Below are 14,445 nucleotides of genomic sequence, written 5' to 3'. Positions count from 1 at the left end.
GCCAGAGCCTCTTAAGCTGTTTCCAGGTCGTCTGCCGCCGCATACGAGCCATCTTCGCGGTGCACTTCGGTGCCGGTGACCGGCGGATTGAAGCAGCAGGCCATGATCAGCTCTTCTTCTGCGCGCAGAATGTGGCGGTCGTGCTTGTCCAGCGCATACATCACGCCGGGCTTGATATAGTGTGTTTCTCCAGTGGCCACGTCAGTGATCGACCCGGTGCCCTGCATGCAATAGACGCTTTCGAAATGGTTCTTGTATTCGAACGTGTGTTCTGAGCCCGGTTCAAGAAAGGTGATGTGGAAGGAAAAGCCCATCCCGTCATCAGCCAGCAACATGCGCACGCTGCTCCATTGCGCATCCGACACGACCCGGTCGCGTTCTTTTGTGATAATCTCGTTGAAATCGCGTACAATCATGTCTTACTCCGCTGCAAATTTGCTTGAATCGGTGGCGATGCGCATGGCATTCCGCAGGATTTTGAGACCTTTCAGGAAGGTATCGTTATCGGTGGTCAAGGGTGCCAGAACCTTGACCACTTGATCCTCGTTTCCCGAGGTTTCGATGATCAGCCCGTCTTTGAAGGCGCGGGCGCAGATAGCCGCCGCCAGGTCGCCTGATCCGACATCCAGCCCCTGCATCATGCCGCGCCCCTTAAGCTTGGCGCCCGGTAGAAACTCGGCCATTTCTTCCAGCGCCGTGGTCAACATGCGCGCCCTGGCCGCGACCTCTTTCTGGAACCGATCATCGACCCAGAATTTTGTCACAGCCACGCGGGCGGTGACAAAGGCGTGGGTGTTGCCCCGGAAGGTGCCGTTGTGCTCAGCAGGGCCAAAGACGTCATGCTCAGGGCGCACCAGCAAGAGCGCCATGGGCAGACCAAAGCCTGAAACGGATTTTGCCAGCGTGATGATATCCGGGGTGATGCCCATATCCTCAAAAGAGAAAAAGCCGCCGGTACGACCACAGCCCGCTTGGATGTCATCAACGATGAGAAGCGCGCCATGTTCCTTCGCCAATGCGGCCACGCGGTGGATCCATTCGGGGCGGGCGGCGTTCAGCCCGCCTTCGCCTTGCACCGTCTCCAAAAGGATCGCAGCCGGTGCATCAATCCCGGACGAGCGGTCCTTGAGCATGGCTTCAAGGAAATCGGCTGTGTCCGTGTTGCCGGGGAAATAGCCGTCATAAGGCATGCGCGTCACGCCGTTCAGCGTGGTGCCCGCACCGCCCCGGTGATAGCTGTTGCCTGTCGCTGACAGCGCCCCCAGGGTGACACCGTGAAACCCGTTGGTGAAGGCGATCACATTGGTGCGTCCGGTAACCTTGCGCGCCAGTTTCAGCGCCGCTTCCACTGCGTTGGCCCCGGTGGGGCCGGTGAACATCACCTTGTGATCCATTTTGCGCGGCTTAAGGATGTGTTGGTCAAACGCGTCCAGAAATGCGGCCTTGGCATCCGTGTGCAGATCCAGTCCGTGGGCCAGACCATCCGACTGCAGATGATCAATCAACGCCTCTTTCAAGTCCGGATCGTTATGTCCGTAGTTCAGTGACGAACACCCGGCCAGGAAATCGATGTAGCGCGTGCCATCGCGTGTGATCATCTCGGACCCTTTTGCCGAAGTGAACACAGCGTCAAATCCCCGGCAATAGCTGCGCGCCTCGGACTCGCGACGTTTGAAAATGGCAATATCGGCGGGGTTCGTAGACATACGACCTCTCTTGGGTTTTGGGGGATGAATGAAAAATAAGCTGCTGAGTATAGAAGGTCGCATGGCTCAGGCGGCCAGTTGCGCCCGGTTCGCCAGCGGAATCGTGACCATATACTCGGTCTTGTGACGCTCGTGAAAATGCAGCGCTTGCGTGTAATAGGGCGTGATATCCAGCTTGCTGTCCTGAAGGCGCGCGAATTTGCGGAACAGGGCCCAGGATGCGTCGTTATCGACGGTGATGGTGGTCTGCAGTCGGGTCACGTCTTTGCACTGCGGACGGTTCACGATGTTTTGCAGCATCAAGCCGCTCAATCCCTGACCACGCGCGATTTCCGAGACCGCGACCTGCCAGACGAACAAGGTATCAGGCTCGTTCGGCATGACATAGGCGGACACCCAACCCGCTAGCTCGCCTGACATTTCGGCCAGAACACAGGTGTCGGCAAAGTGATCGCACTGCAGCAGGTTGCAATACATGGAGTTCTCATCAAGCGGGCGACAGGCTCGGACAAGTTTCCAGATATCGGCGCCATCTCTGGCGGTGGGCTTGCGCAAAGACGGTAGATCGACGCGCATGGGGTGAGCGGGGTGTTGCATTGTGAGCTCCTTTCGCTTCAGGGGTCGAAGTATCAAGGAGAAGCAGAAAGTTCAACAGTCAAAACAGTAAGGCGACGTAGCGTGGCAAAAAGTAGCTTTTTTGCGATAGTTTTGTAGGGTTTTTGCCTGAGAGTCGCCAGATACAACTTCGCCATTCGAAATAATTTTGAATTTGCGCGCAAATATCAAACCACGTATGCTTTGATAATCAAATCAATGGGGGCGAATTGGACCGGATCGACAGCAGCTTGATTGCCTTAAGACGAATTGTCCGCGCGACTGAACTGTTCGGGCGCGAGATTCGCCAGTCCACGGGCGTCACCCCCACCCAGTTTCGCGTTCTGCAAATCGTCTCGGAGCAGGGATACGCCACCGCCAAAGCCATCTCGTTGCGCATGCGCGTTTCGCAGGGAACCGTCACATCCTTGGTAGATAAACTGGTCCGCGACAGACTGGTCATAAGGGAAAAATCCAACCTGGACCGACGCCAGATAAACATCCTGCTCACCGACGAAGGTGGCAAAATCCTTCAAGAGGCGCCGGACCCGCTCCAACAGCGTTTCGTGCGCAAATTCGATGCCATGGAAGATTGGGAACAGGCCATGCTGGTGGCCAGCCTTGAACGCGTGGCCACCATGTTGGACGCAGAAGATATGGATGCGTCGCCAGTGCTGGATACTGGTGAAATCAGACCTGCTGGTTAGGTGCTTGGTGGTATGTTTCGCGGCCAGAGCTTTTGGGCGTTTCGGACAGTAATGCATGTAAGTCTGCGCCAGGCGCCCCGGACTTGGATGGCGGAAATTTGACAAGTTACAACAGAAAGGCGTTTTGTTCCGAGTTGCGCTGATTGGTCTCGATTACAGCGAGGTGACGGTTTGAACTGCGTCCCGCAGATTGTCTCTCAAGGATCGGCTTGATGACATCGACCGCAACGCAGCGATGAGTATGCCGCAACAGCAACAAGGTACTGCGTCAGCGAAGTCCACGAATCCATGGTCGGATTTGTCCGCACTCCCGACCTTAGTCGACGCACCGTTTTTGCGCTCGCAGCGAATGACCGACTCAGAGAAGCTGCGCTGCGGCGTGATCTCGGCCGATGAATGACTGCTAAGGGCCGTTCTAGTTGATACGCCACATCGAGTGGTTGCGTTGGAAGGGCTGATGCATGAGGTTGCATGACCATCACCCAAGGAGATTGCGACATGATGATCTATGGATTGAATACCTGCTCGATTTGCCAGAGGGCCCGCAAGTCGTTGGAAGACGAAGGCAAAGAAGTCAGTTTTCGCGATGTACGAGCAGAACCTCTGAGTGAGGCTGAATTGGCGGAGTTGATCGCAGAGTTCGGAGATCGGTTAGTGGATCGAAAGTCGAATGACTACAGAGGGCTTAACGAATGGCTGAAAGCTTCGGAAGCGGAAGCGCAAATCTTGGCCAAGCCCAAGGTAATGACTCGCCCGGTAATACGGGATCGGAATATGTTGTATCTCGGCTGGGATGAGGCGGTTCAAAAGGCTTTGATGCCGGACTGAAGTCTGGAACTGTGATGCTAGCGTCATTGATTGCAACCAAACGGAGATGCCGCACGCAGTGTGAATGTCCGCAATGCGAAAGCTGCACCGCAGCGGCGAGAAACATGACCAATGACTGGTGTGGGCCGTTGGCTCCTATTCTACGGTGCGGTAATGGGAGGTGGCTTTCTTCTCTTGCCCGACAGCGCATTGCCCGCAATCGCCGCGAGCAGAACTGCGCCGCCGATCAGGGTATTTTCGGTCGCGGTTTCCCCCAGAAACAGCCACACCCAGAGTGGGCCGAGCAGGACTTCGGCCAGAGACAGCAGAGCGAGCTCTGCTGCCGGGAGGCTGCGCGAGCCCAGCGTGTAGAGGATCAGACCGGCGCCGACCTGGAATACCCCCATACCCATCGCAATGCCGCCATCACTGGGGCTCAATACGATTGAGAGCCCGAGGCCTAGGCATATGGCCAAAGTAATTACGATCGCGAAGAGACCCGAAAGAAAGACCGCTGGCAGCATCTCACCGGTTCGCCCCCATCGCAGGGCCACGGTGAAGACTGCAAAACCGAATGCCGAACCGAGCGCGGCAAGGCTGCCTTTCAGGGCGACGCCTCCGGACTTGTCGGCGACCATGATCGCGATCCCGCCGATTGCGACGGCGATCGCTATCCAGGTTGCCGCGCGAACGGGTTCTCGCAACACGATCCATCCGAGTACTGCAGCCATAAACGGTGCTGTCGCGAACAAGAGCATCGCATTCGCGACCGAGGTGTTCTGGATCGCGTAGATGCCGCCGGAATAGGCCGCGACCAGTGAAAGCCCTGCGATGATGGCAGGGGCGCCGATACGGCGGATCTGAACAAACGGGCTTTCGCCAGACCGCACGCGGATAAGCACGTAAAGAAACAGCGACATGCTGATCGACCGATAGAGCAGAATCTGCCACACGACAGCATCTTCGATCAGGCGAATGCCAAGGCCGACGGTCGACCACAAGACCCCCGCCGCAAAGACGAAGAGCACACCGTACTTGTGGGCGTCCGCATGAGAAGAGGAGGGTGAGATAGATTTCATTTCGGGCCAATCGAAGTGGTCACTCCAGGCAAGTTAGCTTCTCAGCCAGAGTTTGTATTACTCATATGCGACATTGGCGCAGAATGCTGGGCGCGGTCTTGCCTAACCAAGAATGCTGCGTTGTGTGCGAATGGCCGTTCTGGTGACGCTGCTGCAAAGCATTCAACACATCAGCCAGCGGCGGCTCAGGGCCGATAGTTTTGAAATGCGCCATTGGATGGATATCGAAGGCGAGCGCGAACAGGAGGTCGAGAAGGATCGCGACATCGACCGGGGACCGGGTCACAGCCATTAGCTGTTGCCTAGCTTGTGCAGGGTCGTTTCACCTTCTCGGAGCGGGATGTCTGCGTGAGCGAATCCAATGCCAATCAAGAAGGAAATCACGCCTGTCGCCGTCTTGAACTCTCGCACCTTGATCGCGTTCTGCGTCAAGCGCGTTCTTGCAGTTACAAGGAGCTTTTCCTTACCGTCAGCCCCTACAGTCCGCATAATCCAAAGGCCATACCAGCTTGGTCCTTTGCGTTCCGGGTCGGTCTGACACAGCACTTCGACCCCATGCCCCTTCTCCGCAAGCTCGCGTAGGCCCTGTTCAGTGATCACGTTTGGTTCAAGGTCGGTTGGTCTGGTCATCGGATGATCTTCACGAAACGGGACTTACACTTCTATGCTAGAATGTACCCCGGTTATCAATAGTATATAATTGGTTTTGTTTCTCCAAAAATATCCTCGGGAGAATGCTCGTATGGCTGGCGGTAGACAGACCCTCCACTCAGAGAGATTCTGCGGTAGATCTAACGGCAGGATAAAGCCCATAGTCCCCGATGCTGCATCAGTTATGAGCGGCGGCTTTGCGCAGAGAGCGGGCTTTGCAAAGTTGTCCAAATGCGAGGGGTCAGCAAGGCGCGACCGGCCCTGATTCGACATTCATCACAGTCATCGGTCATAAAGTAGCGTCAGCTACCGAAGCTCCAGCGGATCACCATTGAATGGCAACAGATACCAAGAGCTCCGCTCGTGGTATTCTAGGAGACCTCCAGCTCGAGTTTCTTTTAATTCGCCGGGGACATAAATCAATAGACCAATGTCTCCTGCACCAAACACAATTCCAGGCCTGTCGAGATTCTCAGATATCATCCTTGTTTCTTGGCGTTTAGCTTTGCGTTCTGCCGCGATTCCCGCGGAATATGCAAATATTGAAATCATGGTTGCGAGTAAAAGCAATCGCACAGATCGATAGTTCCCGATATCCGCGGTTACGTTTTCATTTTCTGCCTTTGTCAATTTTCGAAGCAAGACCCGATCACTGGTTTCAAACAGGATTAACCAAAACAGAACCCATCCACCGGCCATCATGAAACCATCAAATGAAAAGTGGAGGAATCTCGCCCAAAACACCCAGACAGCCATAAGAAGAACGATGTGAAGCGGGGCCGCTGCGATCTTGATAGCAATGTCGTCCGTTTTTTCGGCCGCATGCTTCAACTTCTGGGTTTTGAGGCCGGACAGAATACCTCCGATCAATGCGATCATCACTGAAATCAGGATCAATATCACTTTTGCCGTTATCAGTGAAAAAGCCGCGCCAAACCCCGCTTCGAGTCCAATTGCTAAAGACAAGTGTCGCCCAAACACAAGAAAAGCTTCGCGCGGCATGCCGCTGGTGTAGCCAACAACAAATAGAGACGATAGGCCGATCAGGGCCACAAGGAACGAGCCCATGGCCAAAAGGTAAGGTTTCCCTTCCACCGTTTGTTCTTCGGGCTCAGACACGCTTCACCTAACCGACTGAAAAGTTCCCGTCAAACATGGCATATCTTGATTGAACCTGCCAGCTTACAGCGGCGTGTTCGTCGTCCGCCTCGGATGTCCGCACTGCTTAGAAAAACCATACGTTTCTGCCGTGCGAATGACCGCTTCCCTCCCGACCTACATGAGCAGCCTTCGCACCTGGGCGGCAATTGGCGGGTCTGCTTTGGGCTGGGACCAGTCATTCCCGTGCCCTATGAGAACGGCAGGTTCGTCCGCATACCACCTGTTCGCCATCGCCTCGATTTTGCGCACGCCGCCAATGTCAGCAACGCGCGCTGCTACCGCAGCATCCCGGCCGGTCGGCGGACGGCGGCTGTGGGCCGTCCTTGCCACGGCCAATGTCAGCAATGCGCTGTGGTTCTCACCCACTCATGCCAAGCGCAGAAACGGTCGAAATGGGTCTACCGGCCGTTAGCTGCGCTTTGCGGAAAGGCTTGGTTCCCTGACCTGATTTTGGTAGTCCGGCAACTCGATCGAGCCGTTCTCATAGATCGCTGCCTGAGTCTCGCCGTTGTCCCACTGGTATAGCAGGCCAATTTCTTCGCCTGTCTTTATACACGTAATGCGGCCGATGGCTTCGGCCGTTAAGCGAACACTTTCATGTTCGGGCATAACTAGCCCCTCTCGTTACACAATTCCTTGGGATCGACGCCGAGAGCATCTGCGATCCTCTCCAGAACATCGAGCGATGCTGAATTCCTAGCGAGTTCGATCTCGCTGATATAGCTGCGATCGACTTCCGCAGCTAAGCCTAGTTGTTCTTGGCTCAATCCTCTGGAATTTCTTAGATTCCGGATATTTAACCCTACTCGTTCTCGAAATTTCATGGCCTGTATTCGGCCAGATCACAAGAACCGCTCTACGGAATATATTCCACAAAACGCGCGCGAGCCTCACAAAGAGCATGCTCGCATATGGTGTAAAGGCAGAGAGTGGCGGTAGGGTAACAATAGTGCAATAATGTAATCAAAAGGCATGAATTGATATGCGGTGCAGATTCATCAGGAATTGGCTCGGCGGGGTCGCTATGGCTTTGCTTTCAACCGTGGCTCCACAAGCGGCGAAAGCCTATCAGGTGGACTGCGCCATTCTGCTTTGCCTGGCCGGTGGGTGGCCCGCGTCAGCAGAATGCGCCCATGCCCGTGCCGTGTTTATCCGCAGGATTACGCCCTGGCCGATTGAGCCGCCGTTGCAAATCTGGCGCTGCCCGATGGGTGTTTCTGAGCCCGCGCCGTTGCAAATTACGGCCCCTAAAATCTGGGAGGCCAGCTACCGAAATGGTCAGGCACTCGGCGAAGTCATTCTGGCTCAGGTGGCTGAAGGCGGTGCCGATATCGACATCAGTGGCCTGGAGTTCGATTTCGTGCGCTCAATCCGCGTCTGGGATGTGCGGTACTATAGTCATCGCGAACGTGGCCGCGACGATGATTGCTCTGAGAGTTACAATATGCGCCTCGGAACCTACGGCACGCAGGGCGAATTCGGCTGGCAAAGTACGACACCAGCGGCAGCCCCGCTTTGGGTGCTGCCATCGCGACGCTGTTCGTCATCAAGTTGGCGGCGCGGTGTCGGTGTCGAATGGGAAGATCACGAGGGCAACCACGGATATGAGTGGGTGGCCTACTAAGGTTTTTCGCCGATGTCCTTCATGCGCTCAGCAATGTCGCCCGCAATGCGCTCATACAGAGCGGCTTGCTTGTCCCTAGGAGAGCCAGGCTTCGGGTTCCTTCGGCGGATGCGTTTGGCAAGCCAGAAGAGCAGCCGGGCTGCTGGATCAGACGTCGCATCCGGTTCTGTGGCCGGATACTTATCCTCTAGGGCGACGACGATTTCCTGCGACAGGCTGCGCCGGTTCAGGGTGGCATGTGTTTCCAGACGCTTCTTCAGCGCGGCAGGAAGCAAGAGTTTGAATTGGACCAAGGCTTCATCTTTCATGATTCCATGATGGACAATATTTGTCCTCAATGATATGGACATTTAATGTCCTTTTGTTGAGGTGTAAATATGAAGACAACCCAATTCAAACTGAACCTACCAGCGGACGTGAAAGCCTGGCTTGAAGAAGAGGCCGTGCGGAACTTGCGCTCACAGGGCGCGCAGGTGGTGTCTTGTTTGCGGGCAGCGATGTCGCGGCAAGAAGCCGTGGGTGAGAGGGCTGAAAAATGAGCCCAAGCCATATCCAGTTGATTCCAACCCCAGAGCTCGCGCTTCTCTTCGGTTACAATGAACCGAGCGCGTCCTTCTACGACTTTTGCCGCAGGACTGGCATCGCTCCGGTGCCGGGGCGGCGCGGGTGGTATGACCCGAAGCTCATTCGCGCGCGATTGGATGCTGTTCAGGGCATCAGCGCGGCAGAACGCGAGGCCACTTCGCAACCGAGCCTTGTCGCACAGCGGAGAGCGCGCCGTGCCCAGAAGTAATCTTCCCAAGGGTGTCCACCGTGTCCGGCGCAAGGTTGTGTCGGGGGTTCGCTACCATTTCTATGCCTGGCGGGGCGGCCCCAAATTTTGGGAAGGGACGGCCCCGAACCCGAAAGAACCCGAGTTTTTCCATGCGTTTTCCCAGTGCGGTACGCCGGTGGGCCCGGCTGAATATCTGACGACTCACTTGGTCGACGATTTTCTGTCCAGTGCGTCACTGCCCAAGGCTGAGCGTTCGAAGGCCGATATCCGCAAGTGGCTGGAACTGTTTCGTGAGGAGTTTGGTGCAGATCCCGTCGCGATGTTCGAAGAGCGTGCCTCGCGGGGCGAGGTCAACAATTGGCGCAAGAAGTGGCTCCATTCGCCCAAGCAGCACGACATGGCAGGCACCCATGCGACGCGCGTCCTCAATTGGGCGGTGGAAGAGGGGAAGCTGAAAGAGCATCACTGCCACAAGCTCAAGAAGCTCTACCAATCGAACCGCACAGAGATCATCTGGACGAGCGGCGACATCGCACAGTTCAACAAACATGCACCCAAGTGGGTTCAAAGGATCCTGACCGCGGGATGCGAAACCGGTTTGCGAGCAGCTGATCTGGTTCAGGTCAAAATGGACCAATTCGAAGATACGCCGCACGGCAAGCGCCTTCGTTTCAGGACCAGTAAGCGCGGCCAGATCGCATATATCCCGGCCACATCAGCCCTTGAGAAACTGATCGCAGAGACGCCGGAAGCCCAAGAGGTGCTGCTGGTATCAGAGCTTGGCAGGCCTTTGACGGCCCGTTGGGCATCAAACCAGATTACCAAGTGGCGTCGCGAAGCTCAGATTCCGCCGTGGATCGACGGCAGGGAGAAGACTCTGTCTGACACGCGCGGGACGGCGGCGACAAGATTGCTAAATGCCGATCTGTCTTTGCGCCAGATTGCGGTGTTGATGGGGTGGTCGGTTCGCTACGCGGCGCAGGTAATCGAGCATTATGCGCAGGTTAGCCCGGACGAAAGCGATGCGGTTTTGCGCAAGCTCAATCGAGCAAAATCACTGTCTCAAGACACAAAAATGTAAACGCCCCTGTAAACGCGGGGCCTCAAACACGGCAAGGAGTGATGTAAGTGATTGTTTTTAAATGGAGGCGAGTACCGGAATCGAACCGGTGTACACGGATTTGCAATCCGCTGCGTCACCACTCCGCCAACTCGCCTTTGTGGTGTGAAATCAAGCTCTTAGCAGGACTTCGGGGCCGAACAGATTGTCGAGTTATCACAAGAGTTATCAGGTTCTTGTTCTGGGCTCGTTCCGTTCGGGGGCCTTATTGCCGCTTTTTGTGAGCTTGTCCAGCCCGAATTCGCTGCCTTGCTGCACCAGCATATTTTTCAATCATTGCTTTGGTGGTGTGCCCTGAGTAGCTGGCGATTTCATCGTCTGTGCAGCCGTGCAAGGCCAGCTCGTGAATGCCGCGATAGCGGAGCGCATGAAGGTCATAGGCTTCGACCCCAAGCCGCTTGCGCTCATCGCGCATGATTTGGGCCATACGGCGATATGGCAGGGGGGTGCCGTCTTGTTTGGTCAAGATGGTCAGCCCGTTTTTGGGCGCTGTTTCCAGTGTTTGAATCAGATATCCAGTGCATGGGATGTAGAGTTCCCGGCCTGTTTTCTGCTGCACCACGCGCAGGCCAGTCCCGTCAAAGTCGTTCCAGCGAAACCGGGTCCAGTCATCTGGACGTTGGACGCTTCCGATCCCCAGCTCAAAGATCAGCCGTGCCATCTGATTTGCTTCATTGCGGAACTTTTCGACGGCCCAATCAGGCCAAGGGATGTGTGGTTGTTTCTTTTCAGGCGGCGTCTTCAAGTGCCGGATGCCCTTTGCAGGGTTCTGTTCCATCCAGCCCAGGTCAATCGCATGCTCGAACAGAACATTCATGATCTGTTGGATGTAGTTGGCAAAGCGTATGCGGTGACGGTTTGCATCCATCGCCGCAATGATGTCGGCCCGCTTGGTCCTGGTTGCGTCCTTCTTTCCCACTTTTTCCAGAAAGTAGTTATGGACGCGCTCATAGTCCTTGCGTGACCTGGCAGAAAGGTCGGTCCACCGGTCAGATTTTCGATAGCTGTTGATCAGGATCTCGAAACTGGTTTTGGATGCGGCCTTACGCCCGGTCAGGATCTGCCAGTATTCCGCATCATAAGCTTGGGTGCCGGGTTCAGCATGGATGCGCACATAGCGCCCATCTTTGCGAACGTAGTGATACCCCTTTGGGTGTATCCAGACTTTGGGTTTCTTCACCATACAGTACCTTCCAGCCCGTCGATTAGATCGCCGCGCATCGCCTTTTGTAGTTGCTCGACGTCCCATCGGTCAAATTTGGCCGCTTGCGGCAACGCCCCATCTTTCACCAGGGCCAGAAATTCGGTTTCCTTCATCTCCAGAAGGCTGGCGGCTGTCTTGGCGGTAGCAAAAAGGGGCGTGTGTTTTGTCATCCGTCGCTCACCATATTGCATTCTGGGCAGGGGTGACCCCGCTTGATTTCTGTATCCGACTTGTGAGTTTGATCGATCCAACCACTATCCCAGCCGCACCTGTTGCAGCGGTAGCAGATCCATTTGCCAACCTCGCCGCCCGCGTCATATAGCTTGGCCATCACGCGCGGCGGCTTTCTTTTGGGGCGTTCAAATCCGGGCAGTTGAGGAAGCATCATACTACGGCTCTTTTTGCGGGGTTGGCCCACTGCTCGGCTGCGGCGTTCATCATTCCGGGGAAGGAGCGGCTGCGCAGGCGGGCGCGCTCTGGTCCTGGGGGCATGCGATGGACGCGGTTCCAGCGATTCCATTCGTCGGAGCCGCGCGCGGGCTCTTGCAGTCGGTTGGTCTCGGCCAGCTCGGGCAGGCCGCGCAGATACCAGCCGGTTTCCTTGTAGGCCGGTTCTCCGAACCAGAAAGGCTGCACCAATTGGGGCTTGGGAAGATCCGCCGGCATGCGGTCCTTGGCGAGGTCATTCATCACCGGGTTTTCGATGGCGACACGCTCAATCGGAGCGTTCCAGCAGGTGGTGAAGATGTCGACGCCCAATTCGAACTCGGCCCGCAGGATCTCGACCGTCTTGCCCTTGGGGAGGCGCTTGGGTGGGGTCCATTTGCCTGGGCCGCTCATCCACTGTCGCCCGGATCTGCAAAGGCGGGTGCAGGGTGGGTGCATCACAGCAAGCAAATCCCAGCCTTCGTGCAGGATGCCGTCCCGAACATCGCAGACGATGTGGCGGTTCGATCCGTCCTCGGCGGGCTCCAGGTCGCAGGACCAGGTGTCAAAGCCGTGAGCCTCAAGGGCACGGCGGGCAATGCCAGAGGTCTCACAGGCGACAAGGGCGCGAAGGGGGCGGTTTTGCATATCGTGTCCTCTGGGTGGTCCTGGTGTCCGTCGCTTGCCCGGATCGGGCAAGGAGAGAAATCAGGTGTTGGTGGTTCCCTGCGACTTGCCCATGGTCCAGGGTGCGCTCTTCCGTCAGGGCCTTGTGTTGTGACCGAGAGTGCGCGCATGGCCCTGTGCGCTGGCCTCGGGGGCGTTGATGGGGGCCGGGTGTTTGAGGGTCAGGCGGGGCGCAAGTGGGGAGAGGCCCCGCCTGGTTATCCGCGCCGAAAATGGGAGGTGGCGCGGAATGGGGGTCACATGCCGAGCGCTTCCTTGTACATTTCAAGGACTGCCTCTTCCTCGGCGATGTCATCCTTGTCGCGCTTGCGCAGGGTGATCACCTTGCGCATGACTTTGGTGTCGTATCCGCGCGCCTTGGCCTCGGCCATCACCTCTTTCTGCTGGTCGGCGATGTCCTTTTTCTCGGCTTCGAGACGTTCCATTCGTTCAACGAATTGACGCAATTCCCCTGCTGTGACGCGATATGAATTGTCGGCAGCTTGATCGAATGTGGGGTCGGGTTTCATCGGAGGCTTGCCAGATTTCTGGCGTTGTTCCTCGTGCTTGGCCTTCATGGCTTTTGCGGCGATGTCGTCTGATGCTTCGGTCAGCATCTTGATGATGGTGTCGCGATCTGCGGTTTCGGGAATAGCCGCTGTCACCGCAATCGCCTTTCGGATCGTCCCGATTGAGGCAATCTCGCGTTTTCCAACGCCATTGGGAGCAGAGACAATTCCCAGCTCTTCCATGCGCTCGATCAATCGCGCGGCTTTGTTGTAGCCGATGGCCAGTTTCCGCTGGATGTAGGACGTTGCTGCCTTCTGGTCTTGGACGACAATTGCGGCGGCGCGGTAAAACAGGGCGTCACCGTTAGAGTTCAGGGCGTTGTCGGTCATTGTCAAAACTCCCTTGCGGTTGGGATGGCGCCGCGCCAGGCGTCGTATTCGGTGCGCAGAACCGCCAGCTTTTCGCAGGCGGTCTCGTTGGTTTCGAACTCGCGGCGGCTATCGATGCCGCAGAACTTGCGCAGGTATTCAGCGGTGGCACTGTGGCCGAATGTTCCCTTGGGAAAGCCGCTTTCCTTCGCTGCGAAGTCTTGGAACTGCGTCGTGTTGCAGAGGATCCCCGCCTGCGATTGTGCGGGTAGATCGTTGAACGGGGTGCGGGCGCTCATGTCTGCACCTGCGGGGTTTCCAGGCCGGGGCACTCCGGGCGAACAGTTCCGCCGGGGCAGGCGCAGCGGGGCCACTCGGGGCATTCAAAGGCCTTGGGCGCGCGCGGTTCGTTGGTGTGAGTGGTGGGCTTTGTCGCGCGCGCCCCGTTCAGGGGGTGCCTGTGGCCCCCTCGTGTCATTCGGGAAAAGATGCCGGCGGCGGCGGACAGCACACCACCGGCAAGTGCGGTGGCACGAGGCGAGCCACCGAGGGAGTGTTTCGTGCGGGTGATCTGCATCACGGCAGCACCCGATGGCCGATTGCGGCCTTGGACAGGATCAGCGGGTCGGGGCGGGTTTTGCCCAGCTCGACCGCGCGGGCATGAATGCGGGCCCGGATGGTGCCCAGCGGGTTGACCTTGGGTGCCTCGATCAGATGTTGCGGTGTGCCAATGCGGGCCTTGCGGTCATCGGTGATGGGGTGGCCCTGTTCCTCTTTCGCGGCTTCCCAGGCGTCGGCGTTGATCGCGGGATGAAAGAAATTGTCAGGGTTGCCGTTGATGCTGGTGAGTGGCGCTTTTACCTGATGGGTTATTCGCTTTGTAGGGTTACTCCCCATATCTGGGGAGATGTGGCGGCGGCGCTCTTCAATATTTTCGGTACTCATCTGTCAACCTCGTCACTTTGGGTGATCTGGTAACTATTCAAAACGGGTTGTATAGTCAATACAAAATGTATAGAACTTGCAAAACGGGTAACGATTGGAGCG

General features: G+C 56.7%; 21 protein-coding genes, 1 tRNA gene and 1 pseudogene. 6 read left to right on the top strand and 17 right to left on the bottom strand.

The features are described from left to right. Positions 1-11: 11 nt before the first annotated feature. From TRM7615_RS05745 to ectA, 3 genes are all read right to left on the bottom strand, one after another. On the bottom strand, positions 12-416 hold the full coding sequence (locus TRM7615_RS05745) for an ectoine synthase (RefSeq protein ID WP_108785930.1): 405 nt from the start codon (positions 414-416) through the stop codon (positions 12-14). A gap of 3 nt (positions 417-419) precedes the next feature. Then, complete coding sequence (gene ectB, locus TRM7615_RS05740; RefSeq protein ID WP_108785929.1) at positions 420-1,706, bottom strand: diaminobutyrate--2-oxoglutarate transaminase; 1,287 nt, start codon at positions 1,704-1,706, stop codon at positions 420-422. A gap of 66 nt (positions 1,707-1,772) precedes the next feature. Beyond that, positions 1,773-2,303: a diaminobutyrate acetyltransferase gene (ectA, locus tag TRM7615_RS05735; protein WP_108785928.1), complete on the bottom strand. Its 531-nt coding sequence runs from the start codon at positions 2,301-2,303 to the stop codon at positions 1,773-1,775. 227 nt (positions 2,304-2,530) lie between these two features. On the opposite strand from ectA, the gene TRM7615_RS05730 reads away from it, so the two are divergent. Then, the gene (locus TRM7615_RS05730) at positions 2,531-3,007 is read left to right on the top strand and encodes a MarR family winged helix-turn-helix transcriptional regulator (RefSeq protein ID WP_108785927.1); all 477 of its coding nucleotides are present in this window, start codon (positions 2,531-2,533) and stop codon (positions 3,005-3,007) included. Between the two features lie 498 nt (positions 3,008-3,505). After that, on the top strand, positions 3,506-3,835 hold the full coding sequence (locus TRM7615_RS05725) for an arsenate reductase family protein (RefSeq protein WP_108786010.1): 330 nt from the start codon (positions 3,506-3,508) through the stop codon (positions 3,833-3,835). 140 nt (positions 3,836-3,975) lie between these two features. On the opposite strand, the gene TRM7615_RS05720 is transcribed toward TRM7615_RS05725, so the two are convergent. Then, complete coding sequence (locus TRM7615_RS05720; protein WP_108785926.1) at positions 3,976-4,893, bottom strand: DMT family transporter; 918 nt, start codon at positions 4,891-4,893, stop codon at positions 3,976-3,978. A gap of 130 nt (positions 4,894-5,023) precedes the next feature. Between TRM7615_RS05720 and TRM7615_RS25500 the strand changes: the two genes are divergently transcribed. Then, positions 5,024-5,188, top strand: coding sequence for a hypothetical protein (locus TRM7615_RS25500; protein ID WP_165821373.1), 165 nt, complete (start codon positions 5,024-5,026; stop codon positions 5,186-5,188). Here TRM7615_RS25500 and TRM7615_RS05710 read toward each other — a convergent pair. From TRM7615_RS05710 to TRM7615_RS05690, 4 genes are all read right to left on the bottom strand, one after another. Beyond that, positions 5,185-5,523 (bottom strand): hypothetical protein, encoded by a 339-nt coding sequence (locus TRM7615_RS05710; protein ID WP_108785924.1) that lies wholly within the window; start codon positions 5,521-5,523, stop codon positions 5,185-5,187. The genes TRM7615_RS25500 and TRM7615_RS05710 overlap by 4 nt on opposite strands. Before the next feature lie 327 nt (positions 5,524-5,850). Further along, entirely contained in the window at positions 5,851-6,663 is an 813-nt protein-coding gene (locus tag TRM7615_RS05705) for a hypothetical protein (protein WP_125133648.1), read from the bottom strand. A 450-nt stretch (positions 6,664-7,113) separates the two neighbouring features. Then, positions 7,114-7,314, bottom strand: coding sequence for a hypothetical protein (locus TRM7615_RS05695; protein WP_108785921.1), 201 nt, complete (start codon positions 7,312-7,314; stop codon positions 7,114-7,116). A 2-nt stretch (positions 7,315-7,316) separates the two neighbouring features. After that, on the bottom strand, positions 7,317-7,529 hold the full coding sequence (locus TRM7615_RS05690) for a helix-turn-helix domain-containing protein (protein ID WP_108785920.1): 213 nt from the start codon (positions 7,527-7,529) through the stop codon (positions 7,317-7,319). Between the two features lie 200 nt (positions 7,530-7,729). Between TRM7615_RS05690 and TRM7615_RS05685 the strand changes: the two genes are divergently transcribed. After that, complete coding sequence (locus tag TRM7615_RS05685) at positions 7,730-8,329, top strand: hypothetical protein (RefSeq protein WP_235824022.1); 600 nt, start codon at positions 7,730-7,732, stop codon at positions 8,327-8,329. Here the strand turns inward: TRM7615_RS05685 and TRM7615_RS05680 are convergent. Beyond that, positions 8,326-8,679 carry a hypothetical protein gene (locus TRM7615_RS05680; protein ID WP_165821372.1) on the bottom strand — a complete coding sequence of 118 codons (354 nt, stop codon included), beginning with the start codon at positions 8,677-8,679 and terminating at the stop codon, positions 8,326-8,328. The genes TRM7615_RS05685 and TRM7615_RS05680 overlap by 4 nt on opposite strands. Before the next feature lie 27 nt (positions 8,680-8,706). Between TRM7615_RS05680 and TRM7615_RS05675 the strand changes: the two genes are divergently transcribed. Further along, the gene (locus TRM7615_RS05675; RefSeq protein ID WP_088634878.1) at positions 8,707-8,868 is read left to right on the top strand and encodes an Arc domain-containing protein; all 162 of its coding nucleotides are present in this window, start codon (positions 8,707-8,709) and stop codon (positions 8,866-8,868) included. A 240-nt stretch (positions 8,869-9,108) separates the two neighbouring features. Continuing rightward, positions 9,109-10,185 (top strand): tyrosine-type recombinase/integrase, encoded by a 1,077-nt coding sequence (locus TRM7615_RS05665; protein ID WP_108785917.1) that lies wholly within the window; start codon positions 9,109-9,111, stop codon positions 10,183-10,185. A 62-nt stretch (positions 10,186-10,247) separates the two neighbouring features. On the opposite strand, the gene TRM7615_RS05660 is transcribed toward TRM7615_RS05665, so the two are convergent. From TRM7615_RS05660 to TRM7615_RS05625, 8 genes and pseudogenes are all read right to left on the bottom strand, one after another. Beyond that, positions 10,248-10,321: transfer RNA gene (locus TRM7615_RS05660), tRNA-Cys, on the bottom strand. Between the two features lie 108 nt (positions 10,322-10,429). Further along, positions 10,430-11,407: a tyrosine-type recombinase/integrase gene (locus tag TRM7615_RS05655; RefSeq protein WP_108785916.1), complete on the bottom strand. Its 978-nt coding sequence runs from the start codon at positions 11,405-11,407 to the stop codon at positions 10,430-10,432. Then, the gene (locus tag TRM7615_RS05650; protein WP_108785915.1) at positions 11,401-11,598 is read right to left on the bottom strand and encodes a hypothetical protein; all 198 of its coding nucleotides are present in this window, start codon (positions 11,596-11,598) and stop codon (positions 11,401-11,403) included. Before TRM7615_RS05650 ends, TRM7615_RS05655 begins: the two co-directional genes overlap by 7 nt. A gap of 214 nt (positions 11,599-11,812) precedes the next feature. Continuing rightward, positions 11,813-12,502, bottom strand: coding sequence for a hypothetical protein (locus TRM7615_RS05640; protein WP_108785913.1), 690 nt, complete (start codon positions 12,500-12,502; stop codon positions 11,813-11,815). Between the two features lie 275 nt (positions 12,503-12,777). After that, positions 12,778-13,050 (bottom strand): DUF2312 domain-containing protein, encoded by a 273-nt coding sequence (locus TRM7615_RS25900; RefSeq protein WP_165821377.1) that lies wholly within the window; start codon positions 13,048-13,050, stop codon positions 12,778-12,780. 180 nt (positions 13,051-13,230) lie between these two features. Then, a pseudogene (locus tag TRM7615_RS25895) lies at positions 13,231-13,419 on the bottom strand (DNA translocase FtsK); the annotation flags it as partial. Between the two features lie 2 nt (positions 13,420-13,421). Next, entirely contained in the window at positions 13,422-13,697 is a 276-nt protein-coding gene (locus tag TRM7615_RS05630) for a hypothetical protein (protein ID WP_108785911.1), read from the bottom strand. Between the two features lie 277 nt (positions 13,698-13,974). After that, positions 13,975-14,343 (bottom strand): hypothetical protein, encoded by a 369-nt coding sequence (locus tag TRM7615_RS05625; RefSeq protein ID WP_108785910.1) that lies wholly within the window; start codon positions 14,341-14,343, stop codon positions 13,975-13,977. Positions 14,344-14,445: the final 102 nt, after the last annotated feature.

This window comes from Falsiruegeria mediterranea M17 (assembly GCF_900302455.1).
GTDB lineage: Bacteria > Pseudomonadota > Alphaproteobacteria > Rhodobacterales > Rhodobacteraceae > Falsiruegeria > Falsiruegeria mediterranea.
The sequence above is the reverse complement of the archived record's forward strand: the minus strand, read 5'-3'. Positions and strand labels throughout refer to the sequence as shown.